The sequence below is a fragment of the Streptomyces canarius genome (genome assembly GCF_014650735.1).
Lineage (GTDB): Bacteria > Actinomycetota > Actinomycetes > Streptomycetales > Streptomycetaceae > Streptomyces > Streptomyces olivaceoviridis.
Genome location: NZ_BMVN01000081.1, coordinates 1 through 18,762, shown reverse-complemented (window position 1 = coordinate 18,762; position 18,762 = coordinate 1). Strand labels below are relative to the sequence as shown.

14 protein-coding genes and 1 pseudogene are annotated in these 18,762 nt (G+C 71.8%); 7 read left to right on the top strand and 8 right to left on the bottom strand.

Annotated elements, in window-relative coordinates; translation table 11 throughout:
* The 6 genes and pseudogenes from IE294_RS48555 to IE294_RS43335 all read left to right on the top strand — a co-directional run.
* A pseudogene (locus IE294_RS48555) lies at nt 1-195 on the top strand (hypothetical protein); the annotation flags it as partial.
* A 446-nt stretch (nt 196-641) separates the two neighbouring features.
* Nucleotides 642-2,402, top strand: a complete 1,761-nt coding sequence (locus IE294_RS43355; RefSeq protein ID WP_189894851.1) for a sensor histidine kinase — start codon at nt 642-644, stop codon at nt 2,400-2,402.
* A 125-nt stretch (nt 2,403-2,527) separates the two neighbouring features.
* Nucleotides 2,528-2,947 (top strand): roadblock/LC7 domain-containing protein, encoded by a 420-nt coding sequence (locus IE294_RS43350; RefSeq protein WP_189894850.1) that lies wholly within the window; start codon nt 2,528-2,530, stop codon nt 2,945-2,947.
* Entirely contained in the window at nt 2,944-3,300 is a 357-nt protein-coding gene (locus tag IE294_RS43345; protein ID WP_189894849.1) for a DUF742 domain-containing protein, read from the top strand. The genes IE294_RS43350 and IE294_RS43345 overlap by 4 nt, the downstream gene beginning before the upstream one ends.
* Nucleotides 3,281-3,898, top strand: coding sequence for a GTP-binding protein (locus IE294_RS43340; protein WP_189894848.1), 618 nt, complete (start codon nt 3,281-3,283; stop codon nt 3,896-3,898). The genes IE294_RS43345 and IE294_RS43340 overlap by 20 nt, the downstream gene beginning before the upstream one ends.
* A complete protein-coding gene (locus IE294_RS43335) occupies nt 3,895-5,160 on the top strand; it encodes a cytochrome P450 (protein WP_189894847.1) in 1,266 nt (421 codons plus the stop codon). The genes IE294_RS43340 and IE294_RS43335 overlap by 4 nt, the downstream gene beginning before the upstream one ends.
* A gap of 54 nt (nt 5,161-5,214) precedes the next feature.
* Here the strand turns inward: IE294_RS43335 and IE294_RS43330 are convergent, their stop codons facing one another.
* The 8 genes from IE294_RS43330 to IE294_RS43295 form a co-directional block, all read right to left on the bottom strand.
* On the bottom strand, nt 5,215-6,441 hold the full coding sequence (locus IE294_RS43330; RefSeq protein ID WP_189894846.1) for a cytochrome P450: 1,227 nt from the start codon (nt 6,439-6,441) through the stop codon (nt 5,215-5,217).
* Nucleotides 6,442-7,290: 849 nt separating this feature from the next.
* Nucleotides 7,291-9,663 carry a methyltransferase, FxLD system gene (gene fxlM, locus IE294_RS43325; RefSeq protein WP_189894845.1) on the bottom strand — a complete coding sequence of 791 codons (2,373 nt, stop codon included), beginning with the start codon at nt 9,661-9,663 and terminating at the stop codon, nt 7,291-7,293.
* 50 nt (nt 9,664-9,713) lie between these two features.
* Entirely contained in the window at nt 9,714-10,283 is a 570-nt protein-coding gene (locus IE294_RS43320; protein ID WP_229918022.1) for a phosphotransferase family protein, read from the bottom strand.
* A 258-nt stretch (nt 10,284-10,541) separates the two neighbouring features.
* Nucleotides 10,542-12,014: an NUDIX domain-containing protein gene (locus tag IE294_RS43315; RefSeq protein ID WP_189894844.1), complete on the bottom strand. Its 1,473-nt coding sequence runs from the start codon at nt 12,012-12,014 to the stop codon at nt 10,542-10,544.
* 69 nt (nt 12,015-12,083) lie between these two features.
* Nucleotides 12,084-14,123 carry an ABC transporter ATP-binding protein gene (locus tag IE294_RS43310; protein WP_229918020.1) on the bottom strand — a complete coding sequence of 680 codons (2,040 nt, stop codon included), beginning with the start codon at nt 14,121-14,123 and terminating at the stop codon, nt 12,084-12,086.
* 353 nt (nt 14,124-14,476) lie between these two features.
* Nucleotides 14,477-14,872 (bottom strand): hypothetical protein, encoded by a 396-nt coding sequence (locus IE294_RS43305; RefSeq protein ID WP_189894843.1) that lies wholly within the window; start codon nt 14,870-14,872, stop codon nt 14,477-14,479.
* A 338-nt stretch (nt 14,873-15,210) separates the two neighbouring features.
* Nucleotides 15,211-17,100, bottom strand: a complete 1,890-nt coding sequence (locus IE294_RS43300) for a P-loop NTPase family protein (protein WP_189894842.1) — start codon at nt 17,098-17,100, stop codon at nt 15,211-15,213.
* Nucleotides 17,101-17,237: 137 nt separating this feature from the next.
* Nucleotides 17,238-17,402, bottom strand: coding sequence for a hypothetical protein (locus IE294_RS43295; RefSeq protein WP_229918018.1), 165 nt, complete (start codon nt 17,400-17,402; stop codon nt 17,238-17,240).
* A gap of 935 nt (nt 17,403-18,337) precedes the next feature.
* Between IE294_RS43295 and IE294_RS43290 the strand changes: the two genes are divergently transcribed.
* Nucleotides 18,338-18,697 carry a hypothetical protein gene (locus tag IE294_RS43290; protein WP_189894854.1) on the top strand — a complete coding sequence of 120 codons (360 nt, stop codon included), beginning with the start codon at nt 18,338-18,340 and terminating at the stop codon, nt 18,695-18,697.
* The last annotated feature ends 65 nt before the right edge of the window (nt 18,698-18,762 follow it).

The following is an 18,762-nucleotide window of genomic DNA, read 5'->3' as shown; positions in this document are numbered from 1 at the left end:
TTTTCGAAGAACAACTACGCTCACTTCAACAACCCGGTGTTGCATCGACCGGTTGAACTCGCCCAATACACGTCCGTAAAGCTCACAACTCGCCTGGTCAGGGCAGGGATCCAGGCGTCCATGGGCTCGGTCGGCGACTCGTACGACAATGCCCTCGTGAACCTGAAACCACGTCAACCCGCCCTGACCAGCTAGTCAGCCACTCCCGTACAGCGGGGGAACCTCAGCCGCCGCGGCGGCCCGCACCGGGGCACACGGCGGCAGGAGCGCGTGTCCCCCTTGCTCCATGCCCCCAGGCGGCCAGGAACTGGCCGAATCTGTACGCTCGGAATCTTCACAAACCGGAGCACGGCGTGCCCAGGCCGAAGGCCAAGTCCATGAATGTCCGCCTTCGCACTGTCGCAGGATGGCGCCGCGAGCGACGAACCTGCTACCACACATGTGTGTGGTGATACTTGTTTCGCGACGAAGTGGATTCCTGGCCAGCCGCGCGCATCGCCCGGGTATTCTCACCTCGCCCGGTGGCTAGCATGAACGGCGACCCACACCCGGAAGGGGCACCGTCCTTCGGACGCCTTCCGCGGCATCGGCGCTGCTCACCGTTCACACAACCCCGTATGCACGGACCAAGGGACCGCGGAATGTCAATGTCAGCTCGCTCCCGTCAGCGCCGAAGCGCGGAAGGGGCGGCGTCCGCCTCGCCGTTCGCACCGGCCGCGACCCTGATCCTCACCGCCCTGGGCGCCGCTGCCGCGGTCGCCCTCGCTCCCGCGGAAGGCAGGCGCTGGGTGTTGGGCACGGTGGTCGTCGCCTGGGTGTGCATCGCCGTGGTGGTCGGCCGGACCTCGGCCCTGCTACGCCGGGCTCACCGGCGCGCCGCCGCGCAGGGCGGCGACCTGGAGACGGCCAGGAGCGCATGGCGGCACCAGGTCGCCGAGACGTCCCGGCTCGTCGACGTGATCCTGCCGGACGTCACCCGGCAGGTGCGCGGCGGCGGCGACGCCGAGCAGGTGTTGTCGGCCGTCGCCCTTCCGTCCGACCCGCACTTGCAGCGGTTGCTGCGCATGGTCGCCGGCGAGCTTTCCGCGTCGGCCCAACGCGCCCGTGAAGCCGAGGCTGGGTTCAAAGGCGTACACGAACGGCTCGACCGGGGCAAGGCCGAGCTGACGCGTCTGACCGAGGAAACGCTCCCCGCCGCCGTCGCCCTGCTGCGGGAGGGCGGCTCCGCCGACACCGTGCTGGCCCGGTTCGACTGGCCGCGGGACGCCCTGCTGCGGTCGTCGGCCGAACGCTTCATACGCGAACTGGCCTACAGCGAGCGGCGTTCCGCCGCCGCGCAGGCCGCGTCCGCCAAGGCCCTCAGCCGGGTCCAGGCCAAGACCGTCAGCATGCTCGCCGATCTGCGTGAGATGCAGGAACGCCATGGCGAGGAGGTCTTCGGCGACCTGCTGCGTCTGGACCACAGCACCTCGCAGCTCGGTCTGCTGACCGACCGGCTCGCCCTGCTGATGGGCGGGCGCTCCAGCCGCGTGTGGAACAAGCCCATCGTCATGGAGAGCATCCTGCGGGGCGCCGTCGGCCGGATCGACGCTTACCGGCGGGTGCGCCTCCACTCCTCCAGCAGGGCCGCGATCAGCGGCTTCGCGGCGGAGGGCGTCATGCACCTGCTGGCCGAACTCATGGACAACGCGGCGAACTTCTCACCTCCCGTCGACGAGGTCCACGTCTACGTGGAGGAACGCAGCGCCGGCCTCGTGGTCACCATCGAGGACAGCGGCCTGAAGATGTCCGACGCTGCCATGCGGCGGGCGGTGGAGTCCGTGTCCGGCCGCGTCACCGACCTCGCCTCGTTGCAGGGCACCCGACTGGGTCTGAGCGTGGTGGGGCGACTCGCCGTCAAGTACGGCATCAGCGTCAGTTACCGGCCCTCCTCGCGCGGTGGCACGGGTGTCGTCGTCCTGCTCCCGCCGCAGCTGATCGCCCAGCGGCACGAGCCCGTCACGGCCGAGCGACCGCGGCAGGCCGCGTCGGCCGCCCGGCCGCCCGCGGACAGGCCCCGGACGGTGCGGCCGGCACCGGCCGCACCGCTCTCCACGGCCGCGGCCACGCCCACACCCACGGCCACACCCACGGCCGCGGCCACGCCGCCGTCCACGTCGGCCGAGTCCGCCGGGCGGGGTGAGGCCACCACCAATGGACTGCCGATCCGGTCCCCGGGCCGCGCCATGGCCGAGGCGGAGCGCACCCGACACAAGCCGGCCGCTCACAAGCCCGCCGACCCGGGCGAGTCCGGTCCCGCCTTCGACGCGGGAACACGGTTCGGCGCCTTCCACCTCGGTCGGCAACGCGCCGGCGGCGCCCCGGCCGACGGGGACGCGCACAGCGCCGCCCCCGAGGCCTGAGACCGGTCCCTTCCCCCGGCAGGGCGCAACAGCCCATCCCCCGACACCGCATCGCCGCACTTCGCTGGATTGGAGGCACGGGGGCGGGTGGTGACCTCACCGGTCCCCGTCCGCCCCTACCCATCATGGAGACCACCGACAACAGCCTGACCTGGCTCCTGAAGAACCTGCTGGAACGCACGCCGGGCACACGCCATGCGCTCGTGCTGTCCCGCGACGGTCTGAAACTGTGCTGGACGGAACACATGACCGTCGACCAGGCCGACCAGCTGGCGGCCATCTGTTCCGGCATGCAGGCGCTGTCCCAGGGCGCCTCCGTGGAGTTCGGCGACGGATCGGGCGGCGTCCGGCACGCGATGACCGCTTTCCACGGCGGCCTTCTGTTCATCGTGGAGGCGGGCGAGGGCGCGCACCTCGCGGTCGTCGCGCAGGAGAGCGCCGACCCGGGCGTCGTGGGCCACCAGATGACCGAACTGGTCGAACAGATCGGCGACCACCTGCGGGCCGAGCCCCGTAAGCCCGTCGACCGGGGCGCCCCGGCGTGATACGCAAGCCCGTGGACCTCGGCGACCCCGACCGGCTGTACATGGTCACGGGGGGCCGGAGCGAAGCCGATTCGTCCCTCGACCTGGTGACGCTGATCGTCAGCGAGTGCGAGCCCACCACCGGCATGCAGTCGGAGCACGTCCGCATCCTGGAGCTGTGCCGGCATCCCACCGCGGTGGTGGAGATCGCGGCCGAACTGAGACTCCCCATCACCGTGGTGCGCATCCTGCTCGGCGACCTGTGCGCCCTGGGCAAGGTCAGCGCCCGCCACCCGCGTGCGGCCGCGTCCGTCGCGGGCCTTCCAGAAACCGCCCTGCTCCAGGAGGTGCTTCATGGGCTCCACAACCTCTGAGCTGCCCTCCCAGCGCACACCGCTGACCCAAGCGGCCGAGACCGGTCTGAAGATCGTCGTCGTGGGCGGCTTCGGAGTCGGCAAGACCACTCTCGTGCGCTCGGTCAGCGAGATCCGGCCCCTGAACACCGAGGAGGTGATGACCCAGGCGGGACAGGGCATCGACGAGACGACGGGGGTGGAACGCAAGACCACCACGACCGTCGCCTTCGACTTCGGCCGCATCAGCCTCAACGAGCGCATGGTGCTCTACCTGTTCGGCGCGCCCGGCCAGGAGCGCTTCTGGTTCCTCTGGGACCGTCTGTTCTCCGGCACCCTCGGCGCGGTCGTCCTCGTCGACACCCGCCGCATGGAGGACTGCTGGTACGCCATAGACCGGCTCGAGCACCACGGCACGCCGTTCGTGGTGGCGGTCAACCGCTTCGACGGCGACGCGAAACGGTTCACTCTCGACGAGGTCCGTCAGGCACTCGCCCTGGGCGAGCACGTACCCGTGATCGACTGCGACGCCCGCGTCCGGGCGTCGGGCAAGGAGGTCCTCATCGCTCTGGTGGACCACCTGTACACACGTGCACTGGCCAAGGAGAGCACAGCGTGAGCGACACGACCGGTTTCCCGTCCACGGACGCCCCTCCCCCGGGCTGCCCCGCGCACGGCTCCGCCGTGCCCCTGGCCGGACTGGAGTACCAGCAGACGCCTGCGCAGCTCTACCGTTCCCTGCGCAGGGAACACGGAGCGGTCGCGCCGGTGCTGCTCGACGGCGACGTCCCGGCCTGGCTGGTGCTCGGCTACTCCGAGGTCTGCTACGTGACGGCCCATGACGAGCTGTTCGCGCGGGACTCCCGCCGCTGGAACCAGTGGGAGCGCATCCCGCCCGACTGGCCTCTGCTGCCGTACGTCGGCTACCAGCCGTCGGTGCTCTTCACCGAGGGCGCCGAGCACCAGCGCCGGGCGGGCGTGATCACCGAGGCGTTGGAGGGGGTGGACCAGTTCGAGCTGGCGCGCGAGTGCCAACAGATCGCCGCCCGGCTGGTCTCCTCCTTCTCCGGCAGCGGCCGGGCGGAGCTGATGAGCATGTACGCGCACGCGCTGCCCGCCCGCGGCGTGCTGTGGATGTGCGGCATGCCGGTGGGCGACGCGGACACCGAGCGCCTCGTCGACGACCTGCGCATCTCCCTGGACGCCCGGGAGGGCGACGACCCGGTGGCCGCGTACACCCGTGTCGGCGAGCGCATCATGCGGCTGGTGAAGGAGAAGCGGGAGCGTCCCGGCCCGGACGTCACCTCCCGCATGCTTCTCCATCCCGCGGGTCTCAGCGACGAGGAGATCGTGCAGGATCTGATCTCCGTCATCGCCGCCGCGCAGCAGCCGACCGCGAACTGGATCTGCAACACCCTGCGTCTGCTGCTGACCGACGAGCGTTTCGCGGTCAACGTCTCCGGCGGCCGGGTCAGCGTCGGGGAGGCGCTGAACGAGGTTCTGTGGCTGGACACACCGACGCAGAACTTCATCGGCCGCTGGGCCGTACGCGACACACAACTGGGCGGGCGCCACATCCGGGAAGGTGACTGCCTCGTGCTCGGCCTGGCGGCGGCCAACACCGACCCGCAGATCTGGCCGGACCCGCACGCGGGCTCCGGCAACTCCGCACACCTCTCCTTCAGCAACGGCGAGCACCGCTGTCCGTATCCCGCGCCGCTGCTGGCGGACGTCATGGCGCGCACGGCGGTGGAGACCCTGCTCGAACACCTTCCCGACATCGTGCTGGCGGTGGACCCCGGAGAACTGACCTGGCGCCCCTCGATCTGGATGCGTGGCCTGGAGTCGCTGCCGGTCGAGTTCACCCCGTCCGTGAACTAGAGGGGTTGGCCCCCCGCGCACCGGGCGGGCCCGGGCGCGGAGGGAACCGGTACGTCAGGCCGTGACCGGCGTGAAGCGCACCGGCAGTGTCTTCGGGCCCCGGGTGAACACCCCGTGCTCGACGAGCTGGTGTCCGTCCGCGAGACGCAGGTCGGGCATGGCGTCCAGCAACTGGTTCAGTCCCACCTCGACCTCCGCCTTGGCCAGGAGCGCTCCCACGCAGAAGTGCCGGCCCAGCGCGAAGGCGAGGTGGTCGGCGGCGGCGGAGAAGGCGGAGGTCGTAGTGAGGTCGTCGCGGAAGATGTCGAACCGGTCGGGGTCCCGGTAGCGCCGCTCGTCCCGGTTCGCGGCGCCGATGAGACAGGTGACCGTCGCGCCCGCCGGGATGGTGCCACCGGTGACCTCCACCTCGGTCGCCGACTGCCGCATGATCATCTGGACCGGCGGTGTGTAGCGGAGAGTCTCCGCGAAGGCGGCGGGTATCAGACTGCGGTCCGCACGGACGGCCGCGAGCTGGTCGGGATGGCTCAGGAGATTCGCCAGGATGCCGGCTATCGCCTTGTCGGTGGTCTCGCCCCCCGCCGCGAGCAGCAGACTACAGAAGGCCTTGATGTCCTCGTCGCTCATGCGTACCCCGTCCACCTCCGCGGCGCACAGGCTGGACAGCAGGTCGTCGCCCGGGGTGTCGCGCCGTTCCCGGATGATCGGGAGCATGTACTCCGCGAACTCCACGCGGGTGCGCTCACCGGCGGCGGCGACCTCCGGGTCGCCCGAGAGGTTGCCGAGGAAGGCGATGACGGCCGTGTACCAGCCGTGGAACCGCGCGTGGTCGGCCTTGCTCAGGCCCAGCATGTCCGCGATGACGTTGACCGGGAAACGGGTCGCGTAGTCGTTGACGATGTCGGCGGAGCCGGTGTGCCGGAAGGCGTCGATGAGTTCGCGCGAGTTGCGCTCGATGACCGGCAGGAACTTCTGCTGGAGATCGCTGCCGCGGAACGCGGGGGCGACGAGGGCTCTGCGTACGGCGTGTTCACGACCGCTGAGCTGGAGGATCGTCTTGCCGTGGACGGGTTCGAGCTGCCAGTCGTAGTTGTCGGTGGTGAACTCGGCCTTCTTGTCCTTGAAGACGCGTTCGACGTCCTCGTAGCGGGAGATGATGTAACTCTTGGTGGCCTCGTGCCAGAGCAGGGGTTCTTTCTCCCGCATCACCGCGTAGGCCTGGTAGGGGTTCGCGGCGAACTCGGGCGACAGGATGTCCGGGACGTGGTGGGCAGCGGACACGGAACTCCTCAAGTCAGATGCGTGACCGTCACCGCAAGGTTATGGATCTTCCGGTCCGTCAAACAGACCTGAGTGACCACGAGTTGTACCGGGGAGTGACCGTCCGTCGATGAGCGCCGACTCGCGGCGTGGGTCACGCACGCCTGCCGGGCCGGAGGGTCGCCACGTCGGAGGCCCCCCGTCGTCCTCGCTGCCTGGCACGCGGGCCTGCCCCTGCTGTCCATCGCCTCCTTCCCGGCCGACGGCATCCTGGCCATCGCGGTCGACAACACGGGCCTCCTTCACCCCGCCCGCCCCGCCACCGGCGCGGCTGCCGGTCCACGTCTGCTGCTGCGACCCGCTCGACCCACGCCGCGCTGTCCCGTCCCCGCACAGGTATCACCCGTCCGGCGCGCGGGCGTCGGGCCGCTCCCACGCGCACCTGCTGCTTGGTCGTGCCGGCCCTCGGGGCACGCCGGCGGGCTGCCTCCTTGATCCCGTCGACGAGTCCGCGCTGGGACAGGCCGTGCAGGGACCGGGCGACAGCGAGCGGGTGCGGAAGGGGCGTGTCCACCCCTCCGCCTCAGCACCGCGGCGGCTGCCGGGCAGCCGAATCGGCACAGCCGCATGACCCCGCATGACCATGGAACGCTGCTTCCCCAGAGGGAAGTTGGTTGTACCCGCTGTCCCGGTGCGGACGGTGCCGGACGTGATCGAAAGGACGAGGATGAGCCAGGACGGCGGGGTGACCGTCGCGCGGAGCGGATAGCACGGGCACGACCAAGCAGCTGGGGATCCCGGCCCGCCGCGTCGGCCCCCTGGCCGCCGTGACCGGACCTCTGCACGCGCACGACCCCCGGTGGGAGTCGATCATCGCCGAGGGCATGTGACGTCGGCCCCCAGGCGCCCGACGGGGCGGGGCAGCAGCGTGTCACGCCCGGGCCATCGGAACACCAGGCGGCAGTGCTCCTTGTCCAGAACGTCCCCGGCGGGCAGCAGAGCGTCGGGGGTCCCGGCCGGGTGGACGGTCAGGAGGGGATCGGCGTGCCTGTCGTTGTCGTCGGCGCGCACGTGGCTGTCCCAGGCCCGGACCGTGGCCGCGAGCTGCTCGGCGAGCTCGGAACCCTGCTCGCCGAAGGCGTGGACGACCCACTCCCACTGCTTGTCCTCGGGGCGATCGCCGTTCTTGGTCCGGACGTGGGTGACGTAGGCGAGCGAGGCGTCGCCGACGATCGCGGGCGCGTCGCGGTCCCGCGCGATGACGGTCACACCCTCGGCCGGGTCCTGATGGGCGGCCAGCCTACAGAAGGCCGGCAGGGTGGTGGCCGCGTACAGCTGTAGGGAGCCGAAGTAGGAGTTCGCCCCCATCGTCACGCCGGTGGTGAGCTCGTGCCGCGGCCCGCGCAGCGCCTCCTCCAAGCCCGCCGTGTCGGCGGCGGTGCCGTGCTCGAAGCGGAGCGTCAGCCCGCCGCCGAGAAGGGAGACGACCGGGATGCCGCGGGCCTGCTGTCCCTGATCGCGGACGAAGCCGCAGTAGGTGAAATGACGGGCGTGCAGCACCTGTCCGCGCCGCTCGAAGGTGACCGCCCTGCTGTAACCGCCCATCTCCAGCGGCAGGACCAGGCGTCCGCCCTCGGCCAGCTGCTCCCGCCAGGCCGGGGCGATGTCCCAGCAGCTGTAGGTGATCACGCCGGCGTCGAAGCCGCCGCGGGGCACGAGAGGGGCGGGCGCGCCGAGGGCCGCGTCGGCTTCGAGCGCGGTGACGCGTCCGGTGCCGGCCTCCGTGAGGAAGGCGCGGGTGCGGCGTACGACCCACGGGTCGATGTCGACCGTGACCACACGACCGTCGGGGGCGGTGACGTGCGCGATCAGCTCGGCGTTGTAGCCGCCGGAGCCCGCCTCGAACACGAGCGCGCCCTGCTTGAGGTGGAGATGCTCGATCATGTCGGCCTGGAGCCAGGCCGCGGACACCGAGCTGAGCGCCGTCCCGGTCTCGTCGCGGCGGGTGATGACGGCGTGGTCCCCGCCGTCGTACGCGGCCTTGAGGTTCGCCTCCGGGGCGAAACGGTGGCGGGGCACGGTCCGCAGCGCCTGCTGGACCGGCTCGGACGGGGCCCAGCCGCCGTCGATCACCGTCTGGGCCATCGCCTGCCGCAGCCGGACCGCCTCGGCCGGCTCACCCGGTACGGGCGGCTGCTCGACGGCGAGGGGGTAGGAGACCACGGGCGGCAGGTCGGGAACGATCCCGGGCCACACGGCGTCCAGCGCCTGGGCGGCCGGGACGAACACGTCCCCGGCGCAGGCCAGCGCGTGCAGATCGTGGAACTCCCAGCGCGCGAACTTGTCAGGCTCGGGGTTGGCGAGCTGGCCGGACCAGCCGGTGACACGGACGACGGCCGTGAGCCGAGGGAGTCCGTGGCTGTCGTCGACCAGCATCGACACCACGTGCGCGTCCGCCTCCTCGGCGAGCAGACCAGTCTCCTCGACGAGTTCGCGCACCGCGGCGGCGGCGAAGCCCTCCGGACCGGTGGTCCTGCCGCCAGGCAGTTCGAGCATGCCGCGCCGGGAGCGGCCGAGCAGCACCCGTCCGGAGTCGTCGGTGACGACGGCCAGCGCGCCGGTCAGCGCGTGACCTGTGGTCGGCCTCTTCTCGACGGCTCGGGTCTCGGCGTGGCAAGGGCCGCGCAGCACCAGGAAGGCCAGGCCGTCCGCGTCCAGCCGCTCCACCCTCTCCCATCCGGCGCCGACCAGAGCGATCTCGTCCTCATCCAGGGCGATACCGCGCCTCTCCTCGGGCGTGGATTCCGCCACCGGGGTGATGACGACGAGCGCGCCGCGGTCCCGCAGCCGCTCGCCCAACCCGTGCGCAACACGCCCCCTGTCCTGCACGAACGGGTACATCAGCCGGAGCGTGATCAGGTCATACCCCGCGTCGTTCAGCGGGGCAGGGTCGTCGCGTTCGATGTCCAGGTGCAGCCAGCGCACGCCCTCGACATCGGCGTGCTCCTCGCGGGCCCGGGCGATCGCGCTGCCGGCGAAGTCGCACGCGTCCACGGTGTAGCCGAGCGATGCGAGGCAGGCGGCCAGCCCTCCGGTGCCGCAGCCTACGTCGAGCGCCCGGCCGCCGCCCTCGGGGACGGGGGTGTGCTCGGCGAGCAGGGCTCGTTCGCGCTCACCGACCTGCCGGAACCCCTTCCCGGCGCCGTAGTGCTTCTCCCACTGCTCGCGGGCGGTGTACGTCAAGGTGCTGCTCCTCGTGCGTGCGTAGTAGCGGTGGTCAGTAGCGGTGGCGGTCAGGGGCGTTGTGCGGCGCGGAGCCGGGCGAGGGTGCGTAGGCCGCGCTCCACCAGCTCGGGATCGCCGTGGGCGGCGCCGTAGGAGATGCCGGAGACGGAATCCAGGACGGACAGGACCGTGAGCCGGGTCTCTTCCCCTGGGGTGAAGGCGCGGCCGTAGCCGTTCATCACGGCTGCCAGGAGGTCGGGGCGACCGTGCCAGGCATCGGACAGCCGTACGAAATCCCGTACCGCCGGCCCGTCTTCCGACCGCTCGAAATCGATCACGTACAGGGCGTCGGCGTCCTCGTCCCAGCGCAGATTGCGCAGCTGGAAGTCGCCGTGCGTGGGTACGACGCCCGCCGCGGGCAGGCCGGCAGCCTTCTCGGCCACGGTGCGGATGAACTCCTCGTCCCCGGGCGTGAGGTGGGGACGGGCGCCGTCCAGGTGCCGCTCCAGCTTCCCCAGGGGCGGTGTGCCGCCGGCCGGCCGGGCCGGGGCGCTGGTGTGGATGGCCGCCGCGAGTTGCCCGATGCGGTGGAAGATCCGGCGCTGCTGCTCGGCCGGGTACGTGGCGCCGTGCAGCAACCGGCCTCCCACCTCGGTGAGACACCTGACCGGGGGAGGCGTCCAGCTCCAGCACCGCGATCACCGGCAACGCCACCCCATGGACCGACGTCCCGGCCAGGGTTACCGCTTCGCCGACCCAGTACGCCCGGAAGACCTTGTTCTCCCCTCAGCGGGACGCCTCCCGCGGTGGGCGACGCAGCGCCGCGGGTGGTGCGCAGGGCCGTCACGACCGGCTCCGTACGCTGCCGGAGCGGGCACCGCGTGCGCCGCCCACGGTCACTGCCCCCATCCCAGCTCGGTGTAGGTCCGGCCCGCTCGGATCCCTTCGATCGCCGCCCGGGTACAGGGGACGATCTGCGCAGGCAGGTGCTGGCAGTTCCACCACTGCCAGGCGATGCACTTGTCCGGCTCCCTCAGCTTCGGAGTGCCCTCCCAGTGGTGGGCCCGGAAGATCATCTGCATCAACGGCCGCCCGCCCGGGGTGTCCCCGACGTGGACGACATGCAGCAGGTCCACGTCCGCGGGGTCGATGACCAGACCCGCCTCTTCCTGGGCCTCGCGCACCAGGCACGCGACAGCGGACTCCTGCTCGCACCTGCCTGCCAGGTAGTGCCACAAGTTGCCCCCGTACGCCGAGTCGGGGTGGCGCAGGCCCAGGAGCACCTGCCCCTCCTCGTTCTCCAAGTGAAGGTGGACACCGACCCCGTTCAGCACGGTCCGGCTGCCCCCGTCCCACGGAGCGGGGACCACAGCCGGCTTGCCGTCCGGAGCGTTCTCGGCGGCGTGCCGGCGAACAAGGTCACGCGTTACGGAGCTCAGGCGCAGCCGGTCCAGTACGTCGGGGGTGAACCACCGCAGCAGCACGCCCTCGTGCAGCCGGAGCCGGTCGGGGTCGCCTCGCCAGCGGCCGGTGAACACCTGGATCGGAACATGGAGCCCGTCGACGCTGATGGCGCCCTCCACGGCGTACGGCTCCAGACCCTCCAGGCGGAGGTCGGGGACTTCTTCGGACAGCTCCCGCAGCAGGGTGCCCTCAAGGCTCTCGTCGGTGTGTGTACGGCCGCCGCCGAGCAGGGCGAACGCCCCCGGTTGCCAGATGCCGGGCTTGTGGTCGCGCAGGTGGAGCAGGTACCGGCCCTGGCCGTCGTGGATGAGCGCGGAGGCGTTCACCGGCTCCGGCTGCCCGTCCAGCCGCGCCTGGAGGAGCTTCTCGCGCAGTGTCGGCGAGGTGACCTCCGACAGGGCCAGCCACCGGGAGCCGGACACCTCCTCGTCCTGCAAGGTGATCGTCGGCGGCTCCTCGTCGGCAAGGTAGAACACGTAGCGGACGTCGTAGTGCTGGTGGGCCGGTTCGCCCTTCGAGGGGTTGGCGTCGATGTCGTGGACGTCGATGTCGACCGGTGAGCCGAGCATCTGCCGGGTCAGGCACAGGGCCCCGGGCGGGATCCCAGCCTCCTCCGCCACCTCGCGCAGCGCCGCGGCGAGCAGCGTGCGGTCCTCGCGCTCGATGTGGCCGCCGGGGGTGAGCATGAGGCCGCCGGTGGCCCGGTGCCGGACGTGCAGGACCCGGCACCGGCGGTCGACGACGACGGCGCTGCACGTGACGTGCCCAGGCAGTGTCGTGCGGGCGGTCACGTCGACGGGACGGTCCAGGGCGGTGAGGAGCCCGGCCAGGGCGTCACGCTCGCCCGGGTGGCGGCCGAGGTACGCCTCGACGGTCTTGCGGATCGAGGAAGGACTGGGTGGCATGAGCGTCGTCTCGCCTTCGGCGTAGGGGGCAGGTGCGGTGGGGCGGGGCTGCGAGGGCGCGCTGGTGAGTCAGCTCGCCGTCTCGTGGTCCGACGGCTGGACACCGCGGGGACCGGGGACCGCGTCGACCGCGGCGGCGAGCCCGTACTGGGCGGCCTGGGCGGTGAACATGCCCTGATACAGGCCGCCCGCGCGGGCCATCAGCTCGTCGTGAGTGCCGTCCTCGACGACGCACCCCTGGTCGAGGACGTAGATGTGGTCGGCGTGCATGGTCGCGGCGAGCCGGTGGGTGACGAGGACGACCGCGTGCCCTTCCTCGGCCAGGGACCACAGCCCCTGGAAGGCGGCGATCTCCGCATGGGGATCAAGGGCGCTGGTGGGCTCGTCGACCAGCAGGAACGGCGCCTGCCGGTACCGGGTGCGGGCGGACCCGAGTTTCTGCCACTGCCCGCCCGAGAGCTGGACACCGCGCTCGTATCCCTTGAACACGATCGAGTCCCAGCCGTGCGGCAGGCCCTCGATCAGGTCGAGCACGCCCGCGTCCTCGGCGGCCTCGCGGACGCGGTCCATGTCCCGGGGACGGTCGCCGGCGCCGATGGCCACGTTCGCGGCGGCCGTCATCTCCCAGCGCGGGAAGTCCTGCGCCAGCAGACCGACGGCGCCGAAGACCTGAGCGCGGTCCGCCTCACGGAGCTCGACCCGCTCGCCCGACTCACCCACCCACCACACGTTCCCCTCGGACGGCAGGAGCAGCCCGGCCAGCACCTTCGTCAGGGTCGTCTTCCCCGAGCCGTTCGCCCCCACCAGGGCCGTCACCTTCCCCCGGGGCACCCGCACGCTCACGCTCCTCAAGGAAGGGGACTGCGCTCCCGGGTAGGTGAACGACACCTCCTCGGTCCGCACCTCCGGCGCCGGCGCGGGCAGAGGCCGACCGCGGGCCGGGATGGCGTTCTCGCCTGCCACCTTGATGGCGTCCTCGGTGTCGGTGAGGAACAGCAGCTCCTCGTACAGCCGGTTGACCTGCTGCACCAGTGACGTCAGCCGCGCCGTCGAGGTGCGGATGGCGATCACCGCGGTCCCGCCGACGGCGAGCGGCAGACCCCCGGTCGCAAGCAGCCACCACAGCACGCCGTAGCAGGCCAGCGACGCCAGCCCTGCGAAGCCGCCGGCGATCAGGTCCGTGGACGCCTGCGCCCGGGCCAGGCGCCGCTGCTCCGCCTCCGTCTGCCGCGACATCTCCTCGTAACCGGACAGCAGCTTCGTGCCGGCGGCGTGCACGCGGATCTCCCCGGCGGCGTGCGGGCGGGTCAGGTAGGCCAGCAGGGAGGCGATCGCCCGCCGGTGGTCGACCCAGTTCAGGCGCGAGATGTAGTCACGGCGCGCGGAGCGGACCGCTCCCCAGCCCTTGGGCAGGGCGATGGCCAGCAGCATCGGCAGCAGCGTCCAGTGCAGCGACGCCAGCACGACCGCGGCCGCCACCATGCCGATCACCACACTGCCCACGCCCACCGACAGCCGGAGCATGCTGCGGGCCGAGTCCGTGCCGAACTTCCCGGCCTCCAGGACCCGCTGGACCTCCGGCCGCTCGGTCGCCTCGACCTCGACGTGGGTCACCGCCGAGTAGTACCGGGCGGACACCGCCCGCTCCACCTGCGGCTCCAGCCGGCCCGACATCGCCGTCGACCACGCCGACAGCACCGCGGTCGCCACGGCCGCGACCGCGAGCACCGCCAGGGACGGCAGCGCCTCGCGGAGCTTGTCCCCGGTCGGACCGTCGGCGAACAACTCCGTCAGCACGCTGTTGACGGCCACCAGCCCCCAGCCCGCCGTCACGCCCTGCCCGAGCTGCGCCGCCACGAGCCCGGCGAGCGCCCGCCGGTCCGTCTCCCAGCCGGTGCGCAGCACCATGCCCACCATGCGGGGCAGCGCCGCTGCCATGTGCCCGAAGCCCAGCCGGGTCAGCGGCCCTTCGTGACGGACGTAGGACTGGTCGTAGCGCAGCCGGCCCCCGTACAGCTCCCGCTCGGCGTCCGAGATGCCGTCCGTAACCGTCGAGGCAGCCTTCGGAAGGTCCGTGGCCTCGTCGCTGTCTGGTTCGATCTGCGTCAATGTGTTCCCCCTCGAAGGCGTGGTGGTGGTGTCGGCGTGTTCAACGACGCCGCCGCGATTTCGAACACGTGCTCTTTCGGACGGGTTGCGCACGCCGGGGTTGAGCGGTTGTCCGAAGGTGCGCGGTGCACCGACCCTTGCCACGCAAGAGCACATGGGCGAAGGGGGGTTGGCCGAAACGCCGATGCTCGGCCGCTGTGGCCGTACGCGGTCAGCGGGCGCTCGTCGCCGATCCCCCGCCTCGCTCGCCCGAGGCGGCCGGCAGGCCCAGCTCCAGTGCCATGACGGCGTGGTGGGTCAGACCCGCTTCGCGGGCCTCTCGGTGGTGGTCGCAGGTGAGGACGAAGTCGAACTCAGGAGATGGTGACGGAGACCCCGCACAGGCCGCGTGCGTCCGCCGCGGCCTGCCGCCACATCCGCAGCGGACCGTCCAGGACGCTCTCCTGATCGTCGCTGTAGGCCGGCCAGTCCTGGTCCTCGGCCTGCGCGCGTTCCTGCGCGGTGAAGCGAAGTGCCTGCTCGACGGCGGGAAGTGTCTGGCGCACCTGGGCGGAAGTGAGCAGGAAGTCGCCGCACCAGCCAGGCAGGAGGACGGCCCGGTCGGGGCCTATGGCGTGGAGGAAGGCTCCCAGCGCGTACTCCTTGCTCTGGACCGAAAGGAAGATGTCCTCCGCGTCGGCGATCCGGTCCCACACACCGTTGAGCAGTGAGAAGTCGTCGGGCGGCAGGCCGTCGTACAGCTTCTGCACGTGCTCCCCGGAAGCGGTCAGCTCAAGGAAGGACTCCAGCGCGTCCGCCTCGCTTGGGCAGCCCTGACCGAAGGGCTTCCACCAGGTCCTGAAGTCCGGCAGAGGCTCCCGGCGCTAGCGCTCCCGGCGTTCCCGTGCGAACGGCTCGTCCCGCTCCGCGGCGATCAGCGGGAGCAGCCGCGGAGCCAGAGGGACAGACCGCCATGGCAAGCGCCGTGAGAACGGCAGGGACCGGGCGGGACGGGAGTACGGTCACCGTGGTGGACCACGGGAGCCGGCCGGGGCCTCGCGTGGACGAGCGCTGCGGGCGCCGCGTTGCCGGCGCGGCCGCAGGGTGGTCAGGTGCGCGAACCGCGCCCCCGGCGCCGCAGTTCCCTCCGACGCTGTCGGTCCTGCTTGTCCTCGGCCCGGTGGCTGCGCCGGTACGCGCGGATCAGCACGGCGTGGGACCGTGGCACCACCTCGGGCAGGGCCTGCCGCGCCAGGTCGTACAAGTCGCGGGAACCCGGGGCGCTGAGGGCGGGGTGGGACCCAGGCTCCAGCTTGCGCAGACCCTCGGCGATCCAGGGGTCCACCCGCTCGGGGTGGGCGAGCAACCTGGCGCCGCGCACGGCGTCGTAGCCGTGTGCCGACGGGCGGCTCGCGACGTACCGTTGCAGGATCTCGCCCGCCGCGGGGAAGTCCTCGCAGGCCCGGCAGAGCACGCCCGCCAGGTGCTCGGACCGGTGCGCGTTCAGTCCCGTCCACAGGCGGTCGAACAGCTCCGGCTCGGCGCGCAGCCGTGTGGTCAGGAACCAGTGGGTGAGGGTTTCCGGTCCGATCCAGGGTTCCGCCATGCGGGTGGCCGGGCGCGTCCCGCCGTGCAGCGCGAGGGCCCAGGTCACCCAGGCGTACGCCGCGGACCGGATCGGTTCCTCCTCCAGCCCCGCGAACTCGGGGAGCCGTTCGAGGATGTGTGAGGCGGTGACGTACTGCCGATGACCGGTCAACAGCATGGTCAGCATGACGCGTTCGGGCAGGTCCGGATGGTCGGGCAGCCGGGGCAGCGCGGGAACGCCCGGTCCGGTGAACGACGCGGCGCTGCGCCGCCAGCGCCGGCGCTCCCGTGCGAAGAGAACACCGGCGACTTCCTCGAAGCGCCGGGGGAGTGCGGGCACCTTTTCACCGGTCAGCGCGGTGACGAGGGCCTGGGCGTGCAGATCGAGGGGGGTCTGGAGGGGAGTCCGCTCGGGCCGGACGGGGACGGTGCCCAGGGAGGCACCGGCGTGAGCCGCCTCGGTGCCGTCCGCCCGCTCGGTGCCCGCGGCGTCTGCGAGGGCCGCGGCGAAGGCGGCCGATGCCTCCGCGCGGCGCTCGGCCAGGACGGCCCGGTCGAGCACCGGTGGCGCGAGATTCAATACGGGCGCGTTGGCGAGGAGGCGGAGCACGTCGGGGTCGCCTCGGGAGTAGTCCAGTTCCTCGCCGACCACGGCACGGAAGCGTTCGGCATGCCGGACGACGAACAGCAGGCGCACCGGCGTCGTGCCGTGCGGACGCGCACCGAACTCCCGGAGCAGCGGGACGACGTCCGCGCGCACCAGCGAGTGCAGATGGCTGTCGACGTCGGAGCGCAGGTCGGCATCGTCCACCACGACCAGCGCGGGCCTGCCCCGGTCGCGTAACGCCGGGAGCAGCCGCCCGGAGCCGCGCAGCAACCGCCCGGCGGTCCACGAATCGCCGAGCGCCCGCACGAGTTCCAGCGCCAGCCGTGATCTGCCGACGCCACGGTCACCGGCGAGCAGCATGATCGGGTGCGGATCGGTCTCGTCCTCGCACCAGTGCCGCAGCCGGGCCAGCTCGTCCTCGCGGTCGCGGAAGGGTACGGGGCTGTGCAGCGGCGACAGCAGCCGGAAGACACTGGGGTCCGCACCTGGCTCGGCCGGGGGCGGGGCTGGATTCTCCAGCATCTCCCGGTAGGCGTGGAAGCGCCTGACCCGCCGGATGTGCCGTTCGATCGCCGCAGCTCCGGCGGCTGCCGCTCCCCCTGCACCGATCAGGGCGGCGGCCTGCCACCACGGCCCGTCCCACTCACGAGGCATGGCCATCCGCACGCAGAGCCCGAGCCACCCGACGACGACGCAGGCCATGCCGCCCCAGTGGAGTACGTCCGCCCATCTCCGCAGCCCTTTGCCGGGCTCCGGATCGTCCCAGCCACCCCGCTCCGCACCCCGGCGACCCTCCGCACCCAAGCCCACGGCCCCTCCCCGCCCGCGCCTGCCCAAAGCCCTCATGATCGCCCGGTACGTCCGGTACGGCAACGTCCCGTCGGCCAGGGAACGCCGCTGTGGGCAATTCCGTCTGGAACCGGCCCACGCTCCTGGTCGATCTACGCGGCCGCCCGCGGCCTGTGCGAAGCGGCCCCCAGGCGCTCCAGCAGCGCCTGGGCCTTCGCCTCCGCCTCTGGGCTCGGCGCGCCGCCCAGGGCGGAGGCCGGCTCGGCACGCTCGGCGTACTCGGCCCGGGTCGGAGTGCCCTGCGCGAGGTCCTCCACCAGGGCCCGGATGGTCGCGCCGTGCTCGGCTGCCGGCTGGGCCAGCCGGTCCCGCGCGGCCGCGCCGGCTGCTCGCTGCGCGTGTCGGGCACCGAGAGGGCGGGCCGGCGGTCGGTCAGACCCTGCTTGACGCGGGCCCGTCCAGTCACGAGGTCCACTCGCGGACAGGGGGATTGCTGCCGTGGGCGGTCCAGGGCGGGCGGCCCCCACACCGACGACGTTCATCCAGGCCTGCGTTCGACCGAGCCGCACATTCGGCGCCCGGCTACCCTGCTCCCGGGGCGGCACGGGGTGACCCGTTCGCTGGACAGCGCCTGGCTCTCGCCCCTCACACACCGGGAAGTCTCATGCGCCGCACCGCTCTTGCCGCTCTCGGCCTCACCGCCGCAGCCGTCAGCCTTGTCGTAGCGCACGTAGAGCGTGCCGGCGGTCTGGATCACGTCCGCCTTGCCCTGGGCGTCTGTCTTGTCCCCGTCCGCCAGGCAGCCGGGAAGCCGGAGAAGATGCTCGGTGACGGACGTGTGCGCTCGAACGCCACCCGCGGCGAGACCACGACCGTCGACGGCACACCCGCCATCGCCTGTACGAGGGCAGCGACGAACAGCAGGTCACGGCGTACGTCGCCACCAACGGCACGCCGTACATCCTCCGGCTGGACAGCTCCACGGCCCACAGCGAGGGCACCGTTCAGTTCCGCGACTTCGGCAAGGCCGCGGCGGCCCAAAAGCCCCAAGGCGACATCATCGACATGGCCACCCTCACCGAGTGAGTCGGGTCCGTCTGGGCCGAGTTCCTCGGCCGCCGGCTCCGTAGTTGCTCACGGCCGCCACGGCGCCCGAAGTGATCGCTCACCGTGTCCGGCGAGCGACGTGGCCGGCTGCGGACCTGCTCACAGGGTAAATTTGAGCGCGATCTTCGTGAACAGGCTTCCGCGCATGGCCAGCCGATCTCTTCCCTGCGACCGGTTCCTTGGCGAGTTCCAGGAGCTGGCGCACGGTCGCCCCGACGGCCCTGTACTCCGCGACGCGGTCCGCGACCACGCCGGCACGGACGAGGAGAAGCTATTGCGTTACCTGCGCGCAGGACCAGCCCTTGCCGTGACCGGATCACCGGTCCACGATGCACTGAGTAGCGAGTTCATCGGTGCGCTGGAGCTGCACACCGACGGCGAGTGGTTCTGGTACTCAGACCTCGCTCACTACGTCGAGCGCTACCACGTCCCGCTGGACGAGCCGACCCTGTTCGGGGGCTTCAACCGCGGCCTCACCCTGCGCCCGGAACACCGCGCCGGCTGAGGGAGCAGCTCCTGGATCGCGACGGCGGTTGCGTCATCGGTGGCCGCGACCTCCACCACCGCCAG